General features: G+C 57.0%; 22 protein-coding genes. 16 read left to right on the top strand and 6 right to left on the bottom strand.

Annotation, left to right across the window (positions count from 1 at the left end; translation table 11 throughout):
• Nucleotides 1-150 precede the first annotated feature (150 nt).
• Complete coding sequence (locus CCHOA_RS05125) at nt 151-1,749, bottom strand: SAM-dependent methyltransferase (RefSeq protein WP_164472395.1); 1,599 nt, start codon at nt 1,747-1,749, stop codon at nt 151-153.
• 176 nt (nt 1,750-1,925) lie between these two features.
• On the opposite strand from CCHOA_RS05125, the gene CCHOA_RS11195 reads away from it, so the two are divergent.
• Both CCHOA_RS11195 and CCHOA_RS11035 read left to right on the top strand, forming a co-directional pair.
• Nucleotides 1,926-2,789, top strand: coding sequence for a replication initiation protein (locus CCHOA_RS11195; RefSeq protein ID WP_377739722.1), 864 nt, complete (start codon nt 1,926-1,928; stop codon nt 2,787-2,789).
• 338 nt (nt 2,790-3,127) lie between these two features.
• Nucleotides 3,128-3,262: a hypothetical protein gene (locus CCHOA_RS11035; protein ID WP_281273292.1), complete on the top strand. Its 135-nt coding sequence runs from the start codon at nt 3,128-3,130 to the stop codon at nt 3,260-3,262.
• Here CCHOA_RS11035 and CCHOA_RS05115 read toward each other — a convergent pair.
• Nucleotides 3,259-3,651: a hypothetical protein gene (locus CCHOA_RS05115; protein ID WP_123927746.1), complete on the bottom strand. Its 393-nt coding sequence runs from the start codon at nt 3,649-3,651 to the stop codon at nt 3,259-3,261. The two genes, CCHOA_RS11035 and CCHOA_RS05115, sit on opposite strands and share 4 nt — an antisense overlap.
• A 57-nt stretch (nt 3,652-3,708) precedes the next feature.
• Here CCHOA_RS05115 and CCHOA_RS05110 point away from each other — a divergent pair, with 57 nt between their 5' ends.
• Complete coding sequence (locus CCHOA_RS05110; protein ID WP_123927743.1) at nt 3,709-3,939, top strand: hypothetical protein; 231 nt, start codon at nt 3,709-3,711, stop codon at nt 3,937-3,939.
• An 804-nt stretch (nt 3,940-4,743) separates the two neighbouring features.
• Here CCHOA_RS05110 and CCHOA_RS05105 read toward each other — a convergent pair.
• The gene (locus CCHOA_RS05105) at nt 4,744-5,067 is read right to left on the bottom strand and encodes a hypothetical protein (protein ID WP_123927740.1); all 324 of its coding nucleotides are present in this window, start codon (nt 5,065-5,067) and stop codon (nt 4,744-4,746) included.
• A gap of 1,962 nt (nt 5,068-7,029) precedes the next feature.
• On the opposite strand from CCHOA_RS05105, the gene CCHOA_RS05100 reads away from it, so the two are divergent.
• Nucleotides 7,030-8,460 carry an NAD(P)/FAD-dependent oxidoreductase gene (locus tag CCHOA_RS05100; RefSeq protein ID WP_123927737.1) on the top strand — a complete coding sequence of 477 codons (1,431 nt, stop codon included), beginning with the start codon at nt 7,030-7,032 and terminating at the stop codon, nt 8,458-8,460.
• 597 nt (nt 8,461-9,057) lie between these two features.
• Here the strand turns inward: CCHOA_RS05100 and CCHOA_RS11030 are convergent.
• Nucleotides 9,058-9,186: a hypothetical protein gene (locus tag CCHOA_RS11030; protein ID WP_281273291.1), complete on the bottom strand. Its 129-nt coding sequence runs from the start codon at nt 9,184-9,186 to the stop codon at nt 9,058-9,060.
• A gap of 316 nt (nt 9,187-9,502) precedes the next feature.
• Between CCHOA_RS11030 and CCHOA_RS05095 the strand changes: the two genes are divergently transcribed.
• From CCHOA_RS05095 to CCHOA_RS05070, 6 genes are all read left to right on the top strand, one after another.
• Nucleotides 9,503-11,596 (top strand): pyruvate formate lyase family protein, encoded by a 2,094-nt coding sequence (locus CCHOA_RS05095; RefSeq protein ID WP_123927734.1) that lies wholly within the window; start codon nt 9,503-9,505, stop codon nt 11,594-11,596.
• Between the two features lie 236 nt (nt 11,597-11,832).
• On the top strand, nt 11,833-12,084 hold the full coding sequence (grcA2, locus tag CCHOA_RS05090; RefSeq protein ID WP_123927731.1) for an autonomous glycyl radical cofactor GrcA2: 252 nt from the start codon (nt 11,833-11,835) through the stop codon (nt 12,082-12,084).
• 178 nt (nt 12,085-12,262) lie between these two features.
• Complete coding sequence (gene pflA / locus CCHOA_RS05085) at nt 12,263-13,141, top strand: pyruvate formate-lyase-activating protein (protein ID WP_123927728.1); 879 nt, start codon at nt 12,263-12,265, stop codon at nt 13,139-13,141.
• Nucleotides 13,142-13,635: 494 nt separating this feature from the next.
• Nucleotides 13,636-14,463, top strand: coding sequence for a hydroxyethylthiazole kinase (gene thiM / locus CCHOA_RS05080; RefSeq protein WP_123927725.1), 828 nt, complete (start codon nt 13,636-13,638; stop codon nt 14,461-14,463).
• A 77-nt stretch (nt 14,464-14,540) separates the two neighbouring features.
• Nucleotides 14,541-15,191 (top strand): thiamine phosphate synthase, encoded by a 651-nt coding sequence (thiE, locus tag CCHOA_RS10905; protein ID WP_123927721.1) that lies wholly within the window; start codon nt 14,541-14,543, stop codon nt 15,189-15,191.
• 96 nt (nt 15,192-15,287) lie between these two features.
• Nucleotides 15,288-16,949, top strand: a complete 1,662-nt coding sequence (locus CCHOA_RS05070; protein WP_123927718.1) for a bifunctional hydroxymethylpyrimidine kinase/phosphomethylpyrimidine kinase — start codon at nt 15,288-15,290, stop codon at nt 16,947-16,949.
• A gap of 225 nt (nt 16,950-17,174) precedes the next feature.
• Here CCHOA_RS05070 and CCHOA_RS05065 read toward each other — a convergent pair whose 3' ends face one another.
• Complete coding sequence (locus CCHOA_RS05065; RefSeq protein WP_123927715.1) at nt 17,175-17,807, bottom strand: class I SAM-dependent DNA methyltransferase; 633 nt, start codon at nt 17,805-17,807, stop codon at nt 17,175-17,177.
• Between the two features lie 434 nt (nt 17,808-18,241).
• Between CCHOA_RS05065 and CCHOA_RS11025 the strand changes: the two genes are divergently transcribed.
• Complete coding sequence (locus CCHOA_RS11025; protein WP_281273290.1) at nt 18,242-18,376, top strand: hypothetical protein; 135 nt, start codon at nt 18,242-18,244, stop codon at nt 18,374-18,376.
• Between the two features lie 39 nt (nt 18,377-18,415).
• Here CCHOA_RS11025 and CCHOA_RS05060 read toward each other — a convergent pair whose 3' ends face one another.
• Nucleotides 18,416-18,895 (bottom strand): PaaI family thioesterase, encoded by a 480-nt coding sequence (locus CCHOA_RS05060; RefSeq protein WP_123927712.1) that lies wholly within the window; start codon nt 18,893-18,895, stop codon nt 18,416-18,418.
• 387 nt (nt 18,896-19,282) lie between these two features.
• On the opposite strand from CCHOA_RS05060, the gene gndA reads away from it, so the two are divergent.
• From gndA to CCHOA_RS05035, 5 genes are all read left to right on the top strand, one after another.
• Nucleotides 19,283-20,734, top strand: a complete 1,452-nt coding sequence (gene gndA / locus CCHOA_RS05055; RefSeq protein WP_123927709.1) for an NADP-dependent phosphogluconate dehydrogenase — start codon at nt 19,283-19,285, stop codon at nt 20,732-20,734.
• Between the two features lie 648 nt (nt 20,735-21,382).
• Nucleotides 21,383-22,672, top strand: a complete 1,290-nt coding sequence (locus CCHOA_RS05050) for a DEAD/DEAH box helicase (RefSeq protein ID WP_123930849.1) — start codon at nt 21,383-21,385, stop codon at nt 22,670-22,672.
• Nucleotides 22,673-23,082: 410 nt separating this feature from the next.
• Nucleotides 23,083-24,462 (top strand): hemolysin family protein, encoded by a 1,380-nt coding sequence (locus CCHOA_RS05045; RefSeq protein WP_123927705.1) that lies wholly within the window; start codon nt 23,083-23,085, stop codon nt 24,460-24,462.
• Complete coding sequence (locus CCHOA_RS05040; RefSeq protein ID WP_123927702.1) at nt 24,462-25,532, top strand: hemolysin family protein; 1,071 nt, start codon at nt 24,462-24,464, stop codon at nt 25,530-25,532. The genes CCHOA_RS05045 and CCHOA_RS05040 overlap by 1 nt, the downstream gene beginning before the upstream one ends.
• Nucleotides 25,533-25,667: 135 nt before the next feature.
• Nucleotides 25,668-26,582 carry a 3-methyladenine DNA glycosylase gene (locus CCHOA_RS05035; protein ID WP_123927699.1) on the top strand — a complete coding sequence of 305 codons (915 nt, stop codon included), beginning with the start codon at nt 25,668-25,670 and terminating at the stop codon, nt 26,580-26,582.
• The last annotated feature ends 121 nt before the right edge of the window (nt 26,583-26,703 follow it).

Here is a 26,703-nt window from a genome sequence, read left to right as displayed (position 1 = left end):
GGGAGTTGATGATGGGCGTTGGCTGTCCCGCACAGCCGGGAAGATCTACAGGTGTGGGTGTTTCAAGAATCAGTGCCGAATTGCCGGATCCCCTACAATTCGCGCCCACCGCTTCGTCACAGCTGCCCGGTGGCCATTGGGCAGGGAAAATTAGCGGGGTTGCCGCTGGTGGGTGAGCTGCAGTTGTACCACATCCAGCATTTCCAAGGCGGCGAGCGCCTGCTGCAGGGCAAGCACATAGTCCATCATGCGACGCGTTACTTCATCGATACCGTGTGCGGCCAACATGTCTGCTTGGGCAAGCAGGTTACTGCGATAAATTGCCGCTGTGGTTTCTAAATGGCTGCCGATGTGGGTGATCGCCCGGGTGCGTAGATCAGTCACAGATTCGATGGTGTCCACGAGTCCGCCGACTGTGAGCGGCGAAGAATTCGGATACAGATAATAGTGCAGCAGCCGCTGTGCCTGCTGTGCTGTGCTGCTAAACGTGTCAGTAACCACTTGTGCCTGGATTGCGGCCGTTCCGCTGGGGCTGAGCAGTTTCGCCATAGTCTGTGCCATGGTGCGCTGTTCGCCCGTACTAAGCCGCTCCAGTCGTCCAACTGAGATGAGATGATCATAGCGGCCTTGGTTGGATGGATAAGGCTCGTCTGCGGTGATAACTTGGAAACGCCCAGACAAGTGTGCTGTGCCAACAGCACGTTCCAGCCAATCGGCCATCAGCGGATCAGCGGTGATGGCATCCACCGTCGCCCCCAAGTCGAGCAACACCTGTGCCATAGTTGGGGCGATCGCTGGCCAGTCAAGCACATCCGATCCGGGATGCACCCCGGCCAGGCGGGCAAGTGCCTGCGCCCCACGCCGGCTAGCAAACCGCACATCATCGGCCTCTACAGCCACCGGTGCGGTAATAGTGGTTCGATCAATAAACCGGGCTTGCCCTGCCCTGCGGCGAGCGGTCGGCAGCGGCGCCCGCACTGTGGTCGGCACCCCGGAGGAATAAATCGGGGCAACCATGCCACCGCCGCCGCTACAGGCAGCAGCAACAGCCACCGGCAGTTCGGCACCATCCCACGAGCCAGCCGGCGCCTTTGCCACCTTTGACCCTTTGCCGGGGGCATATTGCAGCGCAATCAACCGGGCGAGAAACTCGGCCACATTATCGACGTAAAACTCGCCCGCCGCGTAGGCCTCCCCGAGACCCACCCAGCCGGCATCCGCCAACCGGTAAAACAATTCCTCATAGGCAACATGCACTGTCAGTGGAAACAGTTCCACCGGTTCGCCACGTTCATTGGTCGGCTGTTTGCCCGACAACAGCGCCTTCACCGAATTCGTTGGTGTCGCCGGTCGCGGTTTCGGCGACCGGCGCAGCCGGTGAAACCATGACTGGCCACGACGAGAACCCGCATGCCGCTCGGCTATCCCATCGCCGGTCGACCAGTCAACACTGTGTTCCAATGACTCACCAGGATTCGACACCTCCGCTGCCACAGTATTCTGCCCGGCAAGGCGAAGATACTGCGCCACACTCACCGCTGTGGCACTGCCCACAGGCGACACCGGATCCGAAACCACAGGTGGGGCGGTAACTAGAGCAATCGCTGCCAAATCACACAAGTCAGCAAATTTTGACTCTTCCCGCCGGGCGGCTGCAGCAATCCGCGGTGTCGCCGGAACAGTTACCAACGCTGGCCATTGCAGCGGATCAAGATGGCGCACATGCGCAGGTATTTGACGATCCACCACGACACCTCCAAAACATTGCTGAACCTCACCACGCCATCCCAGGCATCGACACCACGGACTACATGGCCAAACACTCCTGACCACAACAGCCATATCGTCACCTGCACACGGCAGCATCAAACTGTCCGTACTGTAGCGGCGTCAAGCCCACACATGGTGCTGCCACGCAGCTAACGATGCAAAAACATGCGCCCCCACTATGCTTCTTCCCCACTGATCAATTGGGCAGCCACCACCCAAACACCGCGGCACACGAGCCACAGCCAGCAGCTTCCCCCACCCTCATCCCCTCCCACCCGGGGGTGGCTAGTGTGACCGGCACAGCAGTCGCCTATGCCGCGTCTGTGGCCGAGGGACTACGCCGGTCAGTAGACGGCGATAAGTCCTATTCCGGGCTGATGACGAACAATCCACTCCACACCGACTGGGACGCGCACTGGATCACCGACGAGCTGCACACCCTCGATGAACTAGCAGCATGGCTGGACAGTATCGGCGTGCTGCCGCCCAAGTCCTGGCGACGCACACGACGGAAAAACCCAGTCCGGCTGGGACGAAACTGCTACATCTTCGAAACCGCACGCACCTGGGCATACCGGGAAATCCGCCACCACTTCGACGATCCCGAAGAACTAGCGTGTGCGATCTCCTGCCATCTCCACGAACTCAACGCAGGCTTTGCCGACCCCTCCCCGTTGCCGAAGCAGAGCAGATCGCCCGCTCAATCACGCGGTGGATCATCACCAAGTTCCGCATGTGGCGTGACGGCGCAGCCGTCTACGAAGCCAACTTCATCAACATCCAATCCGCACGCGGACGCAAAGGCGGACGCGCATCCGGCGAAAGCCATCGAGCACAAACAGAGCAGATCTGGAGCGAAGCATGAGCACCGAACACGAACTCCCCAAAACCGTTTACGCCCGATATCCCAGACACGGACGCACTGCACGAGAGCTAGCAGAAAAGCTAGGTATGCACCCTCGCACCGCCCAAAGATGGACCTGTGCACCCAGAGAAGTTTTCCTCGCACGCGCCGATGAGAAACGGGCTGCAGTCAAGCGTTTACTCCTTCAAGGCATGACCATGACCGCCATTGCAGACGAGCTAGAAGGCAGCGTTGGCACCGTCCACTGCTACGTCAAAGAAGCCCGCCAAGCCGGGTAACTCCCCCCAGAGGTCGACAACCGAAAACGCGGCCGACCAAAGAAAAAAGCCAGCTAAACAACCCTCTACACCCTAACGTCACTGTGTTGCATGGTGACGTTTTTCTACACCTATCACGCTAGCTTGCTAGCAACCTTGCAACGTGTCACGCTGTCTACGTTTCCTTGTAGCTGCATATCTTTTTAGCGGTGTGTCCATGTGCGAGCATGGCGACATGGCTACTAATCAGACCCCGAAACGCACCCGCAAAAACGGCGACGAGTTCGCCCAACTCCTCGAAGCTCACCACGATCTCCTCGGCGAGCTACCCCCTCCGCATCACGCGCCGATCTTCTCACAGCACTACTAGACGAACGCAAGCGTGCCGAAGCCACCCCACCGGCACTCAAACCCTTGAACGCTCGCATCCCCGAGCAGATGCACCGACAGGTCAAGACCTACGCCTTTGAGAACGGTCTCAAAGTCCAAGACATCGTCACCCAAGCACTCACCAACCACCTCACTGACATCGCCGACAGCTAGAGGGCAGGACGTAGCTTCATGCGCATCCTCAACTCCGCACTCAAACACGGACTCAGCAGTTAAGAGATCACGAAAGCCTTCGCGCACCCCATCTACGAGTTCACCGAACGCAACAGCCCCCTCAAGGTCATCCTCGTAGGACTCGGCAGCAGCATCCCGTACATCGAAATCATCTACACCCAGGACAAACTCGCCGGCGAGACCGCCATCTTCCACGCTATGAAAGCAAGCAACTCATCAACCGCGCACGACGACAGGGAAGGATCTAACCCAATGGAATATACAGACGAACAACTCGAAGCACTCGCAGCCACCTACGAGCACGGCTACCCCGTAGAAAACCTCGATCTCACAAGCGGCACCCCAGGCGCATACGCATGGGTCCTCCACATCATCGACGCCCCCGAAGCCCTCGAAGCCCAAGCACTCCGCGAAAACCGCAGCATCCTCGAAATCATCCGCGAAGCACTCAACCGCTACCTCCAAGCAGAACAAGCCGCCTAACGGAACATGTAAGGCAAACCCAACCCTTAATGGGGTGAAAATCACCTTCCTTTCAGTAGGCGCCTGACATGTGACGTGCGACATGCCAGCATGTGACGTAAGACTTCTTCTACTAGAGGAAGGATCCACCACATGAAGAAAGTAGCTGCTGCCGCAGTGGCACTTGCGACTTTCGTTGGCGGCTTCTCCATCCCCGCCGCCAACGCACTCCCGACCCAGCAGGACGAGCGCACGGTAACTTTCGACAGTTCGGAAATTACACCGTCCTGGGATTTATCCTGTCGGTTGCCGGTGCCGCTTCACTTGGAGTCACGGCTGGATACATCATCTCCGCAGTTGCGACCAACCGCGGAGTTCGCATCGGGCTCCAGAAGGACTACCCACCGCTCACCTACGGCTACTGCTAGCAGATAGACATGAATCGAAAACAAACGGAATCCCTAGGGAAGCTTCAGCTATCCCTCATGTTTTCCTTGTCTCTCGTCACCAATCTATCAATATCGGGAGCTAAGGTCGCAACGGGACAAGAATCCATAACGGTGCATGATTTCTCAAGCATTTTCGGAATGGCCATCAGTCTCCTCTTGCTAGTCTTCTGCGCCATCTATGCCACCCAAAGGCTAGGCAAAGGATTTCTGATAAAGACCGTGGCTTTTGCGATTGGGTTCTTCCTTATTGCCTATGGCGCGCATAGCCCTACCGGAAACATCATCACAGCGCTCATAGCGCTAGCAGTAATGTTGGCATACGCATTCAAGGTTAGAAACGATTTCCTCAAGGGAAGAGTGAAATAAACTTCTGCCTTTACCGCTTGCGTTTCTTCTTGCGTTTGCGTTGCCCGCCGCCGAATAGCCCACGCCCAACCCCGTGTTGGCGCGTGGGCTTGACCATGTCCGCCAACGACACAACATCCACAAGAAACGGATCGTCAGGCCGCACCTGCATGCCCATCTCGATTGCCTGCTTCAGCGCGATCACCATCCCATGCGCGATGATCTCGCGCGCCCACAGCACATCATCGATGTCCGCATCCGCAGGCACACGCAACGCATCCAGAAACCCCTCCAACTGTCTGATACGCACCTGCTGCACCCCCACGCGCCGCTGCAGTTGCTCAACCTCCCGCACACGCTCCCAACACGCGCTACACGCCCCTGCGGGCGCGCGTGCGCCCTCCTGTGCCCCTTGGGCGTCTGTGCGCCCTTCCGTGGGTCCTGCGACACTGTCAGCGCCGCCTGCGGTTGCTGCTGCGACTGTTGCGCGGAACCGTTGCTGCGCATCGTTCTGACGTGCGCGCAGCGATCTGCTCGCAACCCCCACCCGCGATGCCGGCACGGGTGCTGGCTCGCCGCGCTCTAACGCATCGACGTACACCTGCCTGCGTTGCCGGTACGCCTTTTGCCGACACGCATCCGAGCACTACATCCGCCGCCTGCCACCGGCACGCACCGGAGCAGGCACCTGCCCTCCACACACCACACGCTCACCCAACACCACAGCACACACCAACCTCTCCCACGAAACCGACCGGCAACGAACAAACGAAACCAAACGTAACGTAACGCTAGGACATACACAGTATGCACTCTTAGTGCGACCCCGCTTCTGGACGCTCGAATCCACTCCACAACCACAGCACAACCGCCGCGTTTTCCACCCCACAAACAACCCACCCACACGCACACAAAGCACACCCGATAAGCGCCACGTCTGCGGGTAAAAACGCAGCCGTTTTTCTCGCACCAACCAACCCCCACACAGTGCCCGCACGGCACCGCGTGGTGCGCCGTCCAAACACCGTTTTCAACGGTTTTCATTAATAATGCCTACTGTGTGTAGCCAAACCCCCGATTTTTCACGCGGTCGCGGGGAGCAACCCCCGACCGCTAGAGGTGCCCCACAGTGGGCGATTTTTCCCGCCCACACATCGACCACGAAGCCGCAGCACCCGCACGCCGCATCCGTAGCCCCTCTGACGCTTTAAGAGCACCCAACCCCTCCCGTTTTCCCCGCGGAACGCGCCACGCGCGTTGCGTGGATCGTGCAAGCCCGATTTTTCGGGGCTGTGAGTGAAAGCAAAGCACCCGACCAACCGGACACGAGCGCACCGACCACGCGCCACGCAGAACTGGCACACGCCGACACGCCCACGGAGCAAAAAAATTTCCGCACGCACCACGCGCCCCGAACGCGAGCGCAACGCGCTACACCAGCCACCCGCACGAGCGCACCCGGCAAGCGTCCTGAAGCCCGGTCGAGAGCCGTAAAGGTACTGGGGGGAGAAACTTCTGGAGCGAGCGCCCAAAAACTTTGCCAGTCATGCCCCCTCACCTGCGTTTCTTCCTACGGTCAGTGCTGGCCAGGAATCTTGAACACACCTCTTGCACTAGAGCTGCCGTCCTGGGGTTTTACTGTCGGTCATGGGCCGGTTCGGAGGGCAGGGGGCGGGCGTAAAGGAGACCGCTACGCGGTCGCAGAAGTGTTTATTTACCCCCCTGATTCCCGGAGAAATCAGGGAAACATCTGGCTTGGCTTCGCGCCGTAGATTGAAAAATCGTGGTGTGTTTCGTTCATGCAGCCAACGCCACCGACTCTCGAGCAATTCGACTCGATCTAGCTTCCCGAACGCCCGCTGCCGACCGATGCACTCATCAAGGGCATCTACCGCATGTAGCGCGAATCGGCACCGACTCGCCGCTACCTCGAAGCCACCCCACCGGCGTTGTCGAATCTGCTGGTGGTCGATATCGACCACTCAGACGCCCTCTTGCGGGCACAGTGGGGGCAGGCGTGACACGCTGCCGAACTGTGTGGTTGAAACCCGCGCCAACGGCCACGCACAGGCCGTCTGGGCGCTGTCTGAACTCATCACCCGCACCGAATTCGGCAGCCGGATCAACACATTTAGTGATCTATACAACTGTTTATTACAATAAGCACCCACACCGGCCACCGCAGTGTAGTAGTTCGCAGATGGTCATTCCAGCCGGACTTACCAGACACCGCTTACTCTTTCAGGGTGAGCGGCACACTGCCAATATTCAGGCCGCAAACGACTGTCCGCATCAACGCTAGGAGCAAAGACCAGTCATGGTTGATAAACCCTTTAGGCCCACCGGAACCCGCCCACATGTCGTCGTGATCGGTGCCGGATTTGGCGGCCTATTCGCCGTCAACGCCTTAAAAGATGATGATGTGGATGTCACCCTCATCGACCGCACCAACCATCACCTCTTCCAGCCGCTGCTCTACCAAGTAGCAACCGGTCTGCTTTCTAGCGGGGAAATCGCCCCGGCAACCCGGCAGATCCTTAAAGGTGAAGACAATGTACATGTAGTCAAAGGTGAAGTACGCGACATCGATGTCGACGCCCGTACCGTCACCACCGAGCTTGGCGACTTTGTCCGCACCTACACCTACGATCATCTCATCGTGGCTGCCGGCGCTGGACAGTCCTACTTCGGCAATGATCACTTCGCCCGGTACGCGCCGGGGATGAAAACCATCGACGACGCCCTCGAATTGCGGGCGCGAATTATCGGCGCCTTCGAACGCGCCGAGCTTTGCGACGATCCTGAAGAGCTCAAACGACTGCTTACTTTCGTCGTTGTTGGCGCCGGCCCCACCGGTGTGGAACTGGCCGGGCAGCTCGCCGAAATGGCACACCGCACCCTGCAAGGGGAATACTCGCATATCGATCCGTCATCTGCGCGGATCGTCCTGTTAGACGGCGCCCCACAGGTGCTTCCCCCATTCGGCAAACGGTTGGGCAAAAATGCGCAAAAGCAGCTCGAGAAAATTGGTGTCACCGTAAAACTCAACGCGATCGTCACCGATGTCAACGAACATGGCGTCACCTACAAGTCGACCGTGGACGACACCGAAGAAACCCTGCCAAGTTATTGCAAGATTTGGTCTGCGGGTGTGGCAGCTTCCCCACTGGGCAAGCTCATTGCCGACCAGTGTGGCGTTGAAGTCGACCGGGCAGGGCGGGTTCCTGTCAACCCGGATCTCACTGTCGGCGATCACCCAGAAATTTTCGTCATCGGCGACATGATGAGCTACCAAAATCTGCCCGGTGTGGCGCAGGTTGCTATTCAAGGTGGTCGCTACGCGGCACAGGCTATCCTTGATGAGCACAACAATGGTCAAACCCCTGAACAGCGCAAGCCATTCTCCTACTATGACAAGGGATCCATGGCGACCGTGTCTCGGTTTAGCGCCGTAGTGAAAATGGGCAAGATTGAAGTCACCGGCTTTATTGGTTGGGTGCTGTGGCTCGCTGTGCACCTGATGTTTATTGTCGGTTTCCGCAACCGGGTCACCGCAATCGCCTCCTGGGGTCTCAATGTGCTCTCCTCAAAGCGGTGGCAGCTCACCACGACCCGTCAGCAGCTCCATGCCCGCACTGCACTGGAGAAGCTGGAAGAGATCGCTGATCAACCCGATGCCATCATCGAGCTGAAAGACAATACCCAGTTTGCACTGCCCGATCGACGGGAATCGAAGAAGCAGCAATAATTGTTCACCCAATGCTATTAGCAGCGATCTGTCCGTCTGCGGACGAAACATAGCTGCTGTACACCCCCACACGCACCCACAACATAGTGGCACTGAGCCCACTATGTAGTGGGTGCGTGCTTTGTTACGTTGCACAACTTGGCGGCTGCGGCGGCTACCGCAGGGGCGGGTCTGCAACTACCGGTGCACCCCCCAGCTATGAGAACACTTTCACCAGGACACCCTGACTTATCAGACAACTAGGATTTCCTCCGCCCATCGCAAAGACACCTCCTTCGCCATGCTTAGTTCCCTACCGTGTACCCGTCGCGACAACACCCGGTCACAATAGAGGGCATTACAACGAATTTTCCGTTGTGATCGCTTGATGACGACAGGAAACTGCCCACCATTGGGGGGATCTGTCCCGCCCCAGGCGAGTTACAGATATGGAATTCATCACAACCACACCCGTGATAATCCATGGTGAAGCCTAAAATTCCTATTAATTTCCCAGGCCAGAGGGCATTGCGCCGCTTACTAGCCCCACTCACCTGTCTGACAACAATGCGCGTTTCAGGACGCAATATGCCACGCCCCATCACCGTCAGGCGTACACTACGAGATATCGCGTCCGCGAGCGGCATCACCGTGGTGGGCGGGCTTTTTCATGCCCACAGTGGGATAACGCTTGCGACGCAACAAACACAATTCGATATTGCGCTGCACCGCTTGTGGCCGCACCATCGCCAATCCACGCCAGTTGGAAATGATGTGATTGGTGCCCCTTCCACAGCATCCATGCAGCAGCACTCACAAACGAAACTCAAACACGTTCATCCGCCGGATCGCCAGCCACATTGAAAAGACTGGCGCTCACCACGATGTCACTGAACTCCCTGCCGCGCCGCCGCTCCTCATCGGGACACGATCGAAGAGGAAACCCTTCACCGTGTGCACCGACCCGTCACAGCAGGAAGCTCTTTCACACCGCCAACGCCTCACCAACAACCATTTGGCAGCAAGGCACGGTCACCACCGGTGGAAGAAGGGATACACGGTTATGACTCAGATTGCGCAACCAGCAGTCGATCAAGCATGGGATGGGTTCACTCCCGGCCCATGGTGCGACACGATTGACGTTCGTGACTTTATCCAACGCAACTACACGCCTTATCTCGGCGATGCCTCATTTCTCGCAGGCCCCACCGAGAAAACCCTGCACCTGTGGGATTATCTCGAAGAACATTATCTCTCCGAAGAACGCCGTCGCCGCGTCTACGACGTCGATACCGACACCCCAGCAGACATTGATGCGTTCCCGGCCGGATATATCTCCGACGACGACGATGTCATCGTTGGTCTGCAAACCGACACACCGCTGAAACGGGCAATGATGCCCAATGGCGGCTGGCGCATGGTGGAAACCGCGATCCACGAAGCGGGCAAAGAAGTCAACGAAGACATCAAGAAAATCTTCACCCGCTATCGCAAAACCCACAACGACGCCGTGTTTGACATTTACACTCCACGGATTCGCGCGGCACGTTCCTCCCACATTATTACCGGCCTGCCCGATGCCTACGGCCGTGGCCGCATTATCGGCGACTACCGTCGCGTCGCCCTCTACGGTGTTGACAAACTCATTGCCGACAAAGAAGCCGCTAAGCACGCAGTAGGTGCCCAAGGCTTCTCCGAGCATTGGTGCCGCTACCGTGAAGAGCACTCCGAACAGATCAAAGCCTTGAAGAAACTCAAAGCCATGGCTCAGAGTTACGGTTTTGATATCTCCGGCCCTGCCCGCACCGCGAAAGAAGCCGTCCAATGGACATACTTCGGCTATCTCGCATCGGTGAAAAGCCAGGACGGCGCAGCGATGTCGATCGGCCGCCTCTCCCCATTTTTCGATATTTACTTCGAGCGGGATCTGGCAAACGGTACCATCACCGAATCGGACGCCCAGGAAATCATCGACCATCTCGTCATTAAATTGCGGATCGTCCGGTTCCTGCGCACCATCGACTACGATCAGATCTTCTCTGGCGACCCCTACTGGGCAACCTGGTCAGATGCTGGCTTCGGCGAAGACGGCCGCCCACTGGTGACGAAAACTGCGTTCCGTCTACTGCAAACCCTCCGGAATCTAGGACCTGCACCAGAGCCGAATATCACCATCTTCTGGGATCCGGAACTTCCAGAAGGATACAAAGAGTTCTGTGCAGCAATCTCCATTGAAACGTCTTCGATTCAATACGAATCCGATCCGCAAATCCGGTGCCGCTGGGGTGACGATGCGGCCATTGCCTGCTGTGTGTCCCCTATGGCAGTCGGTAAACAGATGCAGTTCTTCGGAGCCCGCGTAAACGCCGCAAAAGCCCTGCTCTACGCAATTAACGGGGGCCGGGACGAAGTTTCCGGCAAGCAGATCGTGGAAGGCTACGAGCCTGTCACCGGTGACGGCCCGTTGGACTTCGATGATGTGTGGGAAAAATATGAACACATGCTGGACTGGGTGATCGGCACCTATGTCGAGGCACTGAACATCATCCACTACTGCCACGACCGATATGCCTACGAATCCGTCGAGATGGCGCTGCACGACTCTGAGATTGTTCGCACCATGGGCTGCGGAATCGCCGGATTGTCCATCGTGGCCGACTCGCTGGCCGCCATCAAGTACGCCAAGGTCACCCCAGTTCGTGACGAAACTGGCTTGATCACCGACTACATCACCGAAGGTGACTTCCCGATCTACGGCAACGATGATGACCGTGCCGATGATATTGCCGCCACGGTGGTGCACACCGTGATGGATAAGATCAAGCAGATTCCGCTCTACCGGGATGCTATTCCGACTCAATCGGTGCTCACCATCACTTCGAATGTGGTCTACGGCAAAGCCACCGGCTCCTTCCCCTCCGGGCACGAAGCTGGCACCCCGTTCGCCCCAGGTGCGAACCCGGAAAACGCCATGGACTCCCACGGCATGGTTGCTTCCATGATGTCGGTCGGGAAGCTCGACTACAACGATGCACTCGACGGTATCTCGCTAACCAACACCATCACCCCGGAAGGTCTTGGACGGACAAAGGACGAACAGGTGAAAAACCTCGTCGGAATCCTCGACGCCGGGTTTATGATGAACGAGGAAAGCTAAGTTTTTCGCTGTAATCCTCGCCTCGCCTGTAGCCACGCCGGGTTACCCCCACACAACGTGCCGGCTAGGAAGGCTTGTGCCTCCTAGCCGCGGGATAGAAAGGAAGTAACCCGGCGCTGGTTGGCGGCGAATTTTCAAGCTTGCTGCACTGCTTTTCGGTGATGAAAGCATTCAGTATCCTGCAGCAGAACCATCACATCACCATCCACAAAATCGTTATCTTGTAAGGAGAACACATGTCCGCGAAGACTTTCGAAGAGCGTTTGGCAGCGATGAAGGCACAGCGTTCCGCATCAAACCAGGATGCCGGGTTGTACCATGCCAACATCAACGTGCTCGACCGCAAAACGCTGGAAGACGCCATGGAAAATCCGGAAAAGTACCCGAACTTGACTGTTCGTGTCTCCGGCTACGCTGTGAACTTTGTCAAGCTCACCAAGGAACAGCAAAAAGATGTGCTGTCGCGTACCTTCCACTACGGCGCATAACCCTCTCGCTGTAAATCAGTAGCATTTTCGCCACCGCATCGGTTGTCTTTTCTGTGGGATCGCTTGCGGTGGCGAAGTCGCTGCACCTCGTCAACCATCCATGCCGCTTTCACTTGCAACCCGAGGTGGCAAGGATTTTTTTACAGATTCTTTTCCCTAGGTGGAGGCTTCCAAACCCATGAGCGATGGCATTAGTGGCGTTGTTTCTCTAACCCCCGAGGTTGGTCGGAAAGTTCGTGGTGCGGCCAGCGGCATTGGTGGTGTGAGTGTGGCCGAACCTGATGATCCCGCACAGCGCGCCGAACTGTTTGCTGCACGACGCACGGGCGATGTTGGCTTGGTTCATTCCTGGGAACTTGTCACTGCAGTCGACGGTCCGGGCACCCGGATGACCTTGTTTATGTCTGGCTGTCCGCTGCGCTGCCAATACTGTCACAACCCGGACACGATGGGTATGAAAGAGGGCACCCTAGAGCGGGTTGAAGACATTATTGCGAAAGTACTGCGATATCGACGCATTTTCCAACGCACCGGCGGCGGATTGACGATCTCCGGGGGCGAACCGCTGTTTCAAATCGCGTTTACCCGCCGGGTAATCAACGCTGTCCACGATGCTGGTATCCATATCGCCATCGATACTTCCGGCTATCTAGGTTCCCGGCTGTCGGATGAAGATATCGCCAATATTGATCTGTTTTTGCTAGATGTGAAAAGCGGCAATGAGGAAACCTATCAGCGGGTCACTGGCAGACAACTGCAGCCAACAATTGACTTCGGGGAACGGCTAACTCGGCTGGGGAAAAAGATTTGGATCCGGTTTGTTCTCGTTCCTGGTCTCACCGACGATGAGCACAATATCAACCAGGTCGCTGATATTGTGGCGCGTTGGTCGAGCAGTGTGGAGCGCGTAGAGGTGCTGCCTTTCCACAATATGGGTGCGGATAAATGGCATGAGTTGGATATGCATTACACCTTGGAGGGGGTTCGACCACCGTCACCTGAGTCGGTTCGGGCCACCAAGGAGATTTTCCGTTCCCGCGGGTTAACCGTCTTTTAACGGCGACTCTGCTTGCAGCGTGCCATCTTGTGCAACGTGTCACCACCACCTTATTTGGCGGTGACACGTTGTTTCCTTTTCAGATCCCTGGTGTGCTCCTGTTTTCCGGCTGTGGAGCATGTCCGCCTGGCGGGAACATACTGTTGGGGGTGCCAACCACGCGAGGAATAACACAGTTCTGACCCTGAACCGTGTCTGGTTCAGGTGCTGTCGTCGCCCCCGCTACCCTACCCCCGCACGGGTGCTAGGTACTGCCAACTGACCGCTATCTTCGCTACGCTTGCAGCAATTCACAGTATTTTCCTGGGAAGATGTCCACCTCGCGCAAACCGTTCTACTTCCAGTGACGTGTGTTGCTGAGTCTGCGGAACAGTTTCGTTTTCTTCGGTGCAGCATTGCAAACACAGCACTGGTTCCGCAGGTGTCGGTTTGCTGTTTGGGGACTTCTCCTGCCAGGAACCGTTATCGATTAAGGAGCGGGGCGGAAGTATTTGATGAGTGTTTCACGAGATGAGCTTCTAAAGGAAGTCGACACTGTTTGTGCGGCTCATCGTCAACAAGGCAGCCTGGTGCAATGTTTAACCAATCCGGTGGTGCCCCAATTTACCGCTAACGTGCTGCTGGCAGCTGGGGCGTCACCAGCGATGTGCGATAACACCCATGAGGCTGCCGAGTTTTGTGCGATCGCTGATGCCGCATTGGTGAATTTGGGTAACCCTACAGGTGATCAGCTCGAGGCGATGAACATTGTGGCGGAATGTGCCGCGGCAGCTCACAGCCCTTGGGTGATGGATCCGGTGGCTGTGGGGGTGTTGAGCTATCGGACAAAATTTGCAAAAGATCTGTTGCGCTTTGCTCCGACTGCTATTCGGGGTAATGCTTCAGAAATCAGTGCGCTTGCTGGGGTGGGTGCCGGTGGACGGGGTGTTGATTCAACAGATTCATCCCTCGACGCCATTGACGCTGCCCGACAGTTGGCAGCTATCACCGGTGGGATTGTTGCCGCATCTGGTGCAGTGGATGTGATTGTGTCAAGGGATACCACCATCACTGTCAGCGGTGGGCATCCTCTGATGACGCTGGTTGTTGGTACCGGATGTTCACTTGGTGCGTTGGTGGCGTCCTATCTTGGGGCAGCCCGTCGGGCAGGATGTAGTGATTTGAGTGCCGTTGTTGCAGCGCATGCACATGCAAAAGCTGCTGGTGCTTATGCAGCCGAGCAGACGACACTGCCGGGGTCGTTTGCCGCCGCATATCTCGATGGATTGTATGTGGTTGCCCGGGATGGGTTCGGCAAGACTGTCACCATTGATCAACCCTAGGTTCCTCATTGCTATTGGGCTGTTGTTCGGCTGCAGCGGTTCGCTGACGCTGTTCTGCAGTGTGAAAGGTGCAAACTATGACTGTAGCTATTGATTATTCGTTGTATCTGGTTACCGATCCAGATATTGCTGGCGGTGCGCAGCGGGTTGCGGACATTGTGGCGAATGCGGTGCAGGGTGGAGTGACGGTAGTCCAGTTGCGCGATAAACATGCAAGCGACGAAGAGTTCCTGCAACGGGCTAAAGCATTGGTCAATTCCCACCCGGGTGTTCCTGTTTTTGTCAACGACCGTTTTGACGTTGCGAAACAGCTCGGTGTGCATTTGCATATTGGCCAAAATGATATGCCGTATGTGGAAGCCCGGCGTTTGCTGCCGACACAGCAGGCCATCGGGTTGTCAATTGAAACTGGCGAGCAGCTTGAACAGTTGGTTGCCAAGTGTGCTGCGGCGCGGGTGCCACTGCCTGATGTGATTGGGATTGGACCGGTGTGGGCAACTGCCACAAAGCAGGATCACGCTGCACCGCTAGGACCGGCAGGGGTAGCTGCGATTGCCGAGCGTGCCCGCGCTATAGGGGTTCGGAGTGTGGCGATTGGTGGTGTGCACGCTGCCAATGCCGAACTGCTGCGTGAAGTTCCAGTGGACGGAATCTGTGTGGTTTCGGCGATTATGGGTGCCACCGACCCACAGGCCGCAGCGCACACTTTGCGGCAACGCTGGCGCTAGCTGCATCCTGCCGCGATGTCGAGCGTAGTGACCCGGTTACTGGCGCTACCGGTGCAGTGTTTTTCATGTTGATTGGTGAAAGGCGAATATTTTCCAATGACTACAGCTTCCCTATTCAAAGCTTCAACGGTCGGCTCCTCGCCAGCTGCTAGGCCGGCGCGGGTATTAGCGATTTCTGGCACTGATCCTTCCGGTGGGGCTGGATCCTTAGCGGATATCAAATCGATTACTGCCGCCGGCGGCTATGCGATGCATGTCACCACAGCGGTAGTTGCGCAAAATACGCAAGGGGTGCGCCGCATCCTGCAGCTGGAGCCGGCGATGATCCGTGAGCAACTAGCGGCAGTCAGTGACGATGTCACTATTGATGCGGTAAAAATTGGCATGCTTGGCGATGTAGCCACCATTGAGGTGGTTCGGGAATTCCTTGAACAGCAGCAGTTAGCTCAAGTGGTGCTGGATCCGGTGATGGTTGCTACTTCCGGTGATCGATTGTTGGCCACTGCTGCTGAAACTGCTTTGCGGGAGCTGTTGCCGCTGGTTGATGTGGTAACACCGAATCTTCCGGAGTTGGCGCTGCTGTGTGAAGCACCTGAGCCAAAAGATGATGCTGCAGCGCTCGAGCTTGCCACGTCGTTGGCTGCGAGATGCAATGTGGCTGTTGTGATGAAACGTGGGCATTTCGACACCGGTGATGCTGGCAATGCGCTGGTGACCGCGACCACTGTAGATAATGTGCCCTCTGCCCGTATTGCGACTCTGTCCACCCACGGCACCGGATGTAGTCTTTCGGCTGCTTTAGCTACTCGCCTCGGCGCCGGGGAGTCGCCGCTTGCCGCCTTGTCTTGGTCGACGCGTTGGCTGCATGAGGCGATCAACTATGGTGATGCGCTTGGCGTCGGGCATGGTCACGGACCGGTTGATCATAGCCACCAGCTGCGGCGCCTTGCTTTAGCTGGGACGGCACTGCCTTGGCCGGAATACCACTTTAGAGCAGGTGACGATCTGCCCAGCCCGCCTGATGCGTCCTTAGGTGTTGCTGCAAGCACCCTCGGTGAGATGGCACATGTAGACGATGATCCGGCGGCGTTGCACATGCCCCCGGTTGGGTCGTTCACCGCGGAACTTGGCCGGCTTGCCCAACCCTATTTGGCAGCTATTTTGCGTAACCCGTTTGTGGTTGCTTTGGCAACCGGTTCACTCAACCAGCAGGATTTTCTCACCTACATTGCGCAGGATGCCGTCTATTTGGGGCAGTATGCGCGCGTCTTGGCAGCGATTGGTGGAAAGTCTGCTGATGCTGCCGACGCTGCAGCGTGGATTGCTGATGCGCACGGTACCCATGTGGCCGAATTGGCCGTGCACGAAACCTATTTAGGTTCGGAAGCCGACTTACCGGCGCCATCTGGGGTGACAGCCGCCTACACGAATTTCCTCACCGCCACTGCAGCCCACAGCGACTATTGTGTGGCAGCAGCTGCGGTACTGCCCTGCTATTGGTTGTATCTTGAGGTGGGGCTGCGCATGTTGCCGCATGATCATGAAAATCATCCGTATCATGCGTGGCTTTCCGAATATGGCTCGCCAGAGTTTCGTACGGCAACTCAAGCAGCTTTAGAACGGGTGGAACGCGCGTTTGCTGCGGCCAGCCCCGCCACCCGTGCAGCGGCGATTCAGGCGTTTTTAGTGGCTTGCCGACACGAATACGAGTTTTTCGACCAGGCGCTGCGCACTGGCCTTGAAATAAGCAAACGGTAGCTCTGGTTTTCACCCCAGCTGGATCTGCGGACACAACCTGTCGCCAGCTGGGGTTGTCCTGTGTCTCCCCTGCTTGTGATGCTTGTGCGAGGCGCTAGGTCACAAGTCAAGCAGGGCTCTATTGTTTAAGCCCTGGTTGGCTCTCCTCTTCAGTTCAGCCGGCTTGCTGCTACGCAGTTGCCGTGCTGTTCACTAAATCCCGGGGCAACGGTGATAGCTAGATGCTTATTTTGCGGTGAATCGAGGCAACGGTTGGGGCGGCAACACAGCGCTGCCAGTCTTTGCCAACATGCTCACTAAATAGTCGGCTCGATCATGGAATGGGGTGATATCCCATCCGGCGAAGTTCATCACCGGCGTCAACCCAGCCTGCTCACAGTCGCGGAAAAATTGGCTGAACAGATATCCCCTGCCAGCCCCGAAGGCGATTACTGCACGACCGGTATCGGTGAGCGAGGCGGCAATAGTCTGCAAGGCAGGGACTCGTCCTTGTTCGGCGATAAACCAAAACACGTTGCCGCCGCAGACAGTGATGTCGAATTCGCCCGCGGGACGGTCACCGGCGGCAAGATCCCCAACTGCCCATGTTGCTGCTGGAAAGTCTTGCTGGGCGTAGCTGATGAGTGTCGGATCAAGATCAACCCCATATACTTCATGGCCACGGTCGGAGAGATAGCCGCCGATTCTTCCGGTTCCACAACCGGCGTCGAAAATACGACTACCGCGGGCTGCCATCGCGTCAATGAAACGCGCTTCCCCGTCGATGTCTTTTCCTTCCACCTGGAACTGCCGCCAGCGGGCAGCATACTGTTCCGAATGGTCTGGGTTCGCGGCAACAATCTCGTTCCAAGTTCGCATAGCTTCCTATTCTAAGGCGGCCATGACGCTTGCTCGAAGCGGCACTGGTTAACCGATAAAACACGAGGATATCCGGCATTATCTCGCGATAACTTTGGTGCGGTGTTCTGGTGTTGTCCTGCAGAATCAATGATCCCGGTCATCGGAGATGATCCGCATCGCCCCAATGCGTCCTTTTATAAAACTCGACCGCACTTGCCGACGCATTCGCAGCAACCCTTGTGAAAGCCGCTGCTGCAAGGAGTCAATCCCCATTGTGTACAGCACTGTTGCCCGGCGTCTGCGGTCTTCCCCGCAGCTTTTCATCTTCTCGGACACCAGAGGCTGCCTATTGCCGTGTATCGATGATCCACAATGTTGCACACGGTCGCTGGCATCCCACGTATGATTGACAGTCAACTGCAGGAATATCAGCGTCTCTTTGGAGGAACGGCATGTTGGAAAAAATCATGGACGATGAGGATCCCATCGCCAAAGAGATTGCCAAATTGAAGGCATTGGCTAAGCAGCGTCTGCAAGACGATGGATCCTCGGCAACGCACACACAGGATCCGCAGGAACCAAATTAGGAATGAGTCAACATAGGCGACCGCAGGTCAGTGGTTATTTCATTGAACCTGCGGGGCAAGCACCATGGTGCGCACATGCCCGGTGGCGATTAGTCGCTGCTGTTCGTCGACAATATGCACTGCAATGCTTTGTGTGGTCGCGCCGCAATGTTGCACAGTGGCTGTTGCGGTGACCACACCGCTGGTCGCCGGTCGTATAAATTCGGTGTGATTGTTCAGGCCAGCAACTGCGCTGCCGGAGGCTACGATGCCTGCCACGCTGGCGACTGATTCGACCAGGGCTGCGATTGCCCCACCGTGCAATAATCCGAAGGGTTGGATGACCGAATCGGTAACCTTCATCGCGGCGACCACCGCCTCCGCACTAATCTGCTGATAGGTGATGCCGAGCTGGCCTTCTAGTCCACGCTCAGCGAGTGCGGCATGAAAACGAAGAAGCTCATCTGCCGTTACTGGTTGCTTACTCGCGTTTGTGAGCATGTTCATAATGGTGGTAGCTGCCGGATGTGCTGCTGTCATAAACGCCCAGTATATCGTGCGCGTTGTGCAGGGTTGGCTGTCGTATATTCGATCAGTTTGGTAGCAGGAACTTACAGCTTCGGCACAGTAACCAAAGCAGGATGTGCCAATGACGAATCATCATGCAACGCTGTTGCAGTCGCACCATACACAATCAGTGCCATCGGTTGACACCGGCAACCTGCTTGCACTTCGACAACAAAAACCGGACGTTGTCAGCAATCATTGCCGAAACCTGGGCTTCAGCAGACGGATCCCACGATTCGCCGGGACTGTCACCAACCGGCGCATCAGCCCGCTTGTCGGCTTGATCATTTTGCTTCCGCCGACGCTGCTTCCTGCGAATCAATTAGTAGCACCACTGTGCTGCCAGGTATATTGACGGATATGACTTCTTCTGCAGGTATGGCACACATTGGTGTGGTTGGTTTGGCCGTCATGGGCTCGAATATTGCCCGGAACTTTGCCCGGAATGGCCATACGGTCGCGGTATATAACCGCTCCTACGACAAAACGGAACGCCTGGTGGCGGATCATGGCAATGAAGGCACATTTGTTCCTGCCGCCACCATTGAAGAGTTCGTCGCTTCGCTGCAACGGCCACGTCGCGCACTGATCATGGTGCAGGCAGGTGCGGCAACCGACGCGGTAATCGAGCAGCTGGCCGACGCTATGGAAGAAGGCGACATCATCATCGATGGTGGAAATGCGCTCTACACCGACACCATGCGTCGAGAAGCGGCGATGCGTGCCCGCGGTTTGCACTTCGTTGGTGCTGGTATTTCCGGTGGTGAGGAAGGCGCCTTACACGGCCCGTCGATTATGCCTGGTGGCCCCGCAGAATCCTACGAGCACATCGGACCGTTGCTGGAGTCGGTTGCGGCTGTTGTCGATAACACTCCTTGCTGCACCCACATCGGACCTAATGGTGCAGGTCATTTTGTGAAAATGGTGCACAACGGTATCGAATACGCCGATATGCAAGTTATCGGTGAGGCCTATCATCTGCTGCGCTACGCTGCAGGTCTGGATTGTGCAGAGATCGCTGAAACCTTCCGCAAATGGAACACCGGTGATTTGAACTCCTACCTCGTGGAGATCACTGCAGAAGTATTAGCCCAGGTTGATGCCGCCACCGGCAAACCGCTAGTAGATGTCATTGTTGATCAGGCTGGTCAGAAAGGTACCGGTCGGTGGACGGTGAAGGCCGCACTGGATCTCGGGATTCCAGTTACCGGCATCGGTGAAGCTGTGTTCGCCCGGGCGCTGTCGTCGTCGGTGGCGCAACGGGAACAAACCGCCGGGACGCTGCCCTCGGGCAAGCTTGCCTCCCCGATTGACCCGGCTGATCGGGAAACCTTTGTTGAGGCTGTTCGTCGCGCACTCTACGCCTCGAAGCTGGTGGCGTATTCTCAAGGCTTTGACGAGATCCGCGCCGGCAGCGACGAATACGATTGGAATATTGATCCGCGCGACCTGGCGACTATCTGGCGTGGCGGCTGCATTATCCGGGCTGACTTCCTCAACCGGATCACGGAAGCGTACACCGCCAACCCTGATCTTCGCTGTCTCCTGCTCGACCCGTATTTCCTCAACGAGATGGAAGGGCTCGTCGATGCTTGGCGCCACATTGTGGTCACTGCCACCGAACTGGGTCTGCCGGTGCCGGTGTTTGCTTCTTCCCTGTCTTACTACGATGCGCTGCGCGCCGAGCGTCTCCCAGCTGCACTGATCCAGGGTCAGCGGGATTATTTCGGTGCCCACACCTATCGCCGTGTCGATCGGGAAGGTAGCTTCCACACGCTGTGGAGTGGTGACCGTTCCGAGGTTGAAGCATAAAGCACATCTCGGGGGTAGGGTTTACGGTCCGCTTCGTGCACGGTATCTCTATCGGGGTGGTTCGGCGCATGTTCCGAACCACCCCGGTGTAGTTTACGGGCAACGTACCCCGTATCGTGTCACAGCGGCCGCATCAGCCTGCTCTTCGGTGTCCCGGGGCAGCTGCCTTGCTTCGATACGTTGCAGGGTAGGTTGTAGTTTTGCTTATTTATTGTTTTGTTTTCCATGTTGTTTCGTTAGGTTGTTTGTTTCGTGTCTTCTTCTCCTCGCCGCCGCAGGTCCTCTCGTGGTGCCCATCCGGATGCATCACGTCCGCAAGTTGATCCGCGGAAAAAACCGCCGCGTCGTCGGTGGGTTCCGGCCGAAGAACAAGGACAGGAATCGAGCGCCCGCAAACCGAAGCAACGGCGGCGGGCGGCAAGCCATTCGGAAGGTTCCTCTGCTCGTGCGGGACGCAACCAGGTAGCATCTACGCGCCGCGACGGCAATGGTGGCGGACAATCGCGCCCCACCGCCCAATCGGCACGCAAACAGACTGCTACACACAGTCGAACCAATACTTCGGGTTCCACCGGTGCTTTAGGAGCTGCGGCAGGACAGCGCACTCAATCGCACCACAACCAAGCACAAAGTTTTGCCGATCTTGGTCTGGCGGCACCCATCGTGCAGCAACTGTCTCAAGCAGGCATTTACACCCCCTTCCCCATTCAAGCTGCCGCAATACCTGCCGTACTCGCTGGTAAAGACGTGTTAGGGCGCGGCCCTACCGGATCTGGGAAAACATTCACCTTTGGACTGCCGATGCTGCAACGACTCGCAGACACCGGGGCATCTCAAGTTCGCCATCCCCGTGGACTGGTGCTGTTGCCCACGCGGGAGTTAGCTGCCCAGGTCGCCGAACGGTTAACTGACGTAGCTGCCGCGGTTGGGCTGCGAGTATTGGCAGTCTATGGGGGTGTGGCGATCAGCCGCCATAAAACCCAGCTTGCTCGGCCTGTGGACTTGCTTATTGCGACACCTGGCCGGGCGCAAGACCTCATCAATCAGGGCGAACTGTTTTTCGACGACGTAGCAATCACCTGCCTTGACGAAGCGGACCAGATGGCGGATATGGGGTTCCTGCCCCAGGTCACCCGGCTACTGCAGTTCACTGACCCGGATGGGCAGCGGCTGCTGTTTTCAGCAACACTCGACAACGATGTGCAAACCCTGGTGCAACGATTTATGCACAATCCGGTGGTGCACGAAACCGCTCCGGTACAAGCTGCGGTGGATACAATGTCGCACTATCAGCTGCTGGTCGGCCCGACGAATGCGGAACGCACCGAGGTATCCCAGTGGATCGGTGCCCGTCCCGGGCGCACCATCATGTTTATGCGCACCCGCTACAATGTCGAATCCCAGGTGCGGAAACTTCGCCGTGTTGGGGTCAATGCGGTCGGTATTCACGGTGATAAAGGCCAAGGTGCCCGCACCCATGCAATCACCTCGTTTACACAAGGCGATATTCCTGTGTTAGTCGCCACCGATATTGCTGCCCGCGGAATTGATATTGCCGACGTTTCGCTTGTCGTCCATGTGGAGCCACCTGCTGAGGCGAAAGCCTATGTCCACAGGGCTGGCCGTACCGCCCGCGGCGGGGCAACAGGAACTGTGGTCACCCTGGTGACTGATCCCCAACGGGAGAATGTAGCAAAACTTTTGGCTTCTGCCGGGGTTGATGCGCCAGCAATCGCAGTTACACCTGGTTCGGCGGAACTTGCTCGCATCACCGGGGCGCGACAACCCTCCGGTCAGCGGTTAGGCAAAGTGGTTACACCCGGATCGCCACCGGCAAAAACTGGTGCGAAACAGCCGTCGCCACGCACCAGAACCCGAAAAGGACGAACCAGCACCGGTGATGATACGAAACGCCGCGGCCAAGGACGCAACCGGTAGTCATAACCAGCATTGCATTGGTCGATTCTATTGCCAGCAGATGGGATGGACTTTTGCTATCAGCACCATTTCAGCAGGTGGCTGTGTCGCCCGGTGCAGGAAGAAGGCGCACAACTCGCAGCAATCGACGATGCTGGAATGGTTGTCCTTCCCACTGCTGGCGGGACCGGGTGGTGTCCACCCACCGGGGCTATGCTGATAGCGATCCTTCAAGCATGCTGTGGTAATAGTTATCGCAATGCTGGCGGTGGCGAATTTTCTCATTATCCCATCGCCGGGATCGACATGGTCACGATCTGTGTTAGCGTTGAGCAGCGCTTATTGCCAATGCGCCCCATGCTCGGCTGAATGCAGCCGGGGCGAATGTTTGTTACTGCCTACTTGAGAAGGATGCGTGCGCTTACGTTCCCATGCTAGTTTCCATCGTGGCTCTCATCGGGTTTATCGCCTTGACGATTGGCACCGGGTTTTTTGTCGCTATCGAATTTGCGCTCACCGGACTGGAACGGTCCGCGATCGATGAGCATGCCAATACGGCCGACGACGCCACAGCCCGTGCCATCCAGCACGCCCATCAGAATCTTTCCTTTGAACTTTCCGGTGCCCAGCTTGGCATCACCATCACCACATTAGCCACCGGTTTTCTCGCGGAACCGGTGCTGGCACGTTTTATCGCTCCACTGCTTGACGCGATAGGGCTGCCGGATTCGCTCTCCCACGCGACCGCGTTAATCATTGCGTTGATCATTGCCACGATGTTGTCGATGGTCTACGGGGAGTTGGTGCCGAAAAATATGGCGATTACTGCTCCCCTCTCCGCCGCCCGGATCACTGTTCGTCCTGTTCGGCTGTTTAACACTATTTTTTCACCTGCTATCCGTGGGCTCAATGCGATTGCTAACGCACTCGTGCGCAAAATGGGCATTGAGCCGGCTGACGAATTAGCGTCGGCACGATCAGCACAAGAATTGGGTGCGCTGGTGCGAAACTCGGCCAAACATGGCTCAATGGAGCAGTCAAAAGCGGTGATGTTGGACAAGTCGTTGAAGTTTGGCGAATCGACTGCCGATGATTTCATGACACCCCGTTCGACTATTGCAACATTGGATCAGGATGCGACGGCTGCTGATTTGTTGTCGCTGGCGCTGGCTACCGGCCATTCACGATTCCCGGTGATTGACGGCGATTTAGATGCCACCATCGGCGTCGTCCATGTCAAAGATGCGATTGCGATCGCGCAAGCGGAGCGAGCCTCCACGTTGTGTGTGAGTTTTGCCCGTCCGGTGCCGCTAGTGCCGGAAACCCTCGACGGTGACGCGGTGCTCAATGCGGTACGTTCGGCTGGTTCCCAAGTGGTGTTGGTGGCGGACGAATATGGCGGCACCGCAGGCATGGTGACCATTGAGGATGTGGTCGAAGAAATCTTAGGACCGGTGTATGACGAACACGACGATAAGGAAACCGAACAGGATTTCATCTCCTCGGGTGCTTCTTGGGATGTTGCAGGGCTTGTCCGCATCGATGAGCTGCCGGAACGTACCGGCTATGTTGCCCCGGATGGACCATATGAAACCTTAGGCGGGCTGATTATGTGCCAGCTTGGACGAATCCCTGAGGTCGGTGACACGGTGGTGCTGCCACAAACCGAACGCGACACGCTTGACGAGTTCACCTCCGGTATTAGTGGACGGTGGATTGCACGAGTCACAGTTATGGATGAGCGTCGTATTGAACGGGCGTATCTCACACCGGTTACGGAAGAAGAAGCAGCAAAGGTAGGTTCCCGCTAATGGATCATGGACTGTTTGCCGTTGTGCTTTCCGTGCTGCTGCTGGCAGTGAACGCCTTTTTTGTTGGCGCCGAGTTTTCGCTGATTTCTTCCCGCCGGGATCGGCTGGATTCGTTGATTGCCGCCGGCAATTCACGGGCGAAAATTGTGCTGCGGGCCAGTGAACATCTCTCGGAGCAGCTGGCAGGTGCCCAGTTCGGGATTACGATTGCCTCACTGCTGCTGGGCAAAGTTGGTGAACCAGCTATTGCCCACCTGTTGGAAGTTCCAGCCCAATATTTAGGGATTCCTGATGGATGGCTGCACCCGATCTCGTTTGCGATCGCGCTAGCGATTGTGACGATGCTGCATATTATTTTGGGCGAGATGGTGCCAAAAAATATTGCGCTGGCCGGTCCGGAAACGGTGGCGATGGCACTGATCCCGGCACATCAGGTGTTTGTAAAGTTCACTCGCCCGATTTTGGTGCTGTTAAATAAGATCGCAGGTTTAACCTTGCGAATGTTTGGTATCGAGCAGAAAGACGAGCTCGATTCCAGTATTGATCCGCAGCAGTTGGCGACCATGATCACCGAATCCCGGTCGGAGGGGCTGCTGGATGCGGAGGAAACCGTGCGACTGAATAAGGCATTGACTTCCGACAAACGTCTCGTCACCGAGGTGACCATTCCAAAGGCGCAGGTGCGCTGTTTACCGTTTGGTTCCCATGGGCCTACTTTAGGGCAGCTGGAAGCGATCGTGAACGATACTGGGTTTTCCCGTTTCCCGGTGACTGCTGCCGATGGTGCCTATTTGGGATATATCCATATCAAAGATGTGCTGGATCGGCTTGTGGCAGCGACGGCCGCACCCACTGATTTCGTGGGGCGGCGTACTATTCGTCCGCTGATCTCGGTGGATGCGAATTCAACGTTGGATTCTACGATGCGGTTGATGCGTCGCCAGTCAGCACATATGGCACAGGTCATCGACCACGGCGAGGTACGCGGTATTGTGACGTTGGAAGATTTGATTGAAGAGTTTGTGGGGACGGTTCGCGACTGGACCCATGAGCAACACGACGCAACCTAGCTTCGCCGCAGGTGTTCGAAGCATCGTTGTTGCCGATGCTGTACTGGGAGCGTTTGGTTTTTTCTACTTATAGGCACCGGTTCATCCGGATTGCCTGATTGGCTCGCTATTGGTGTTGTGGGAAAGAGAAAAATAATGGCGGGAGTGCTTGCCGGTTCGCTCAACTATCCGTATCAGGTACTGCCAGTTGACGTGTGGCAGGCCGCGGCAGCCGATCACCTTGCACGTGCCACAGTGTTTACTGCTGAACGTCTAGCCCGTGCTAGCCGCGGTGTACAGCATCCGGTGTGGGATTTTCTGTTCGACTACTACATGATCAGCCCGGCCGCGTTGCGCCGCTGGCATCCGGGTATCCGCTACCGGCTTGCCGGGGATGCGGAGCATCAATCGTGGCGGGATTATCACAGTGATGCGGAATCGGCGACGATCGGGGTGGATGTGGCGGGTTTTTCAGCTGCAACGGTTGCTTCCTGGCGCAGTGTCCGGAAATTGCTCGTTGCGACTGCCGCCGCAAAGCCCGTGTTTCACTGTTTCGGGCTCCACGAATGGGCGATGGTGTATCAGCAACCTCAGCATCGTCATGATCTGCCCCTGCGTATCGGCCAACAGGCCACTGATACGGTGGTGGAGCGCAGTGCACTGTGCTGCACCCATGTTGATGCGGTGCGGTTTTTCACCCCGGCCGCCCTTCCACGCAATGCCTACCATCCTGCCCGGGACACCCAAGCTGAGTTTGAACAAGCTGGCTGTGTGCATGCGACGATGGATTTGTATAAGTGGGCTGGGAAACTCGGGGCGATTATTCCCGGTGAATTGCTGCATCGATGTTTTGCACTTGCCTGCCGGGCACGCATCTTGGATATGGAGGCGAGCCCATATGATTGCCGATCATTGGGTTTCCAGGTGGTGCCGATTGAAACAGCTGCTGGTCGGGCGGAATATGTTCGCCGTCAACGTGAGCTTGCCGCAGCTGGCAGCCGCCTTCGCCAACAGCTCGTCGAGCATATCGATCTCGCACTTGCAGCCCGCAAAAGTATTGCTGCCCACTAGGCGCTGTATTTGGTAACCCTGGTTTTTACCCGGCGCTGCCCGGGAGGTAGTCCCTGTGGATGTAGGGCTGAAGCGGCGGGGGTAATGCACCTATTCCCCACCGTCGAGCACGCTCGAGATG

Origin of the sequence: Corynebacterium choanae (genome assembly GCF_003813965.1) — a bacterium.
Taxonomy (GTDB): domain Bacteria; phylum Actinomycetota; class Actinomycetes; order Mycobacteriales; family Mycobacteriaceae; genus Corynebacterium; species Corynebacterium choanae.
This window is presented reverse-complemented; position numbering and strand designations above follow the sequence as displayed.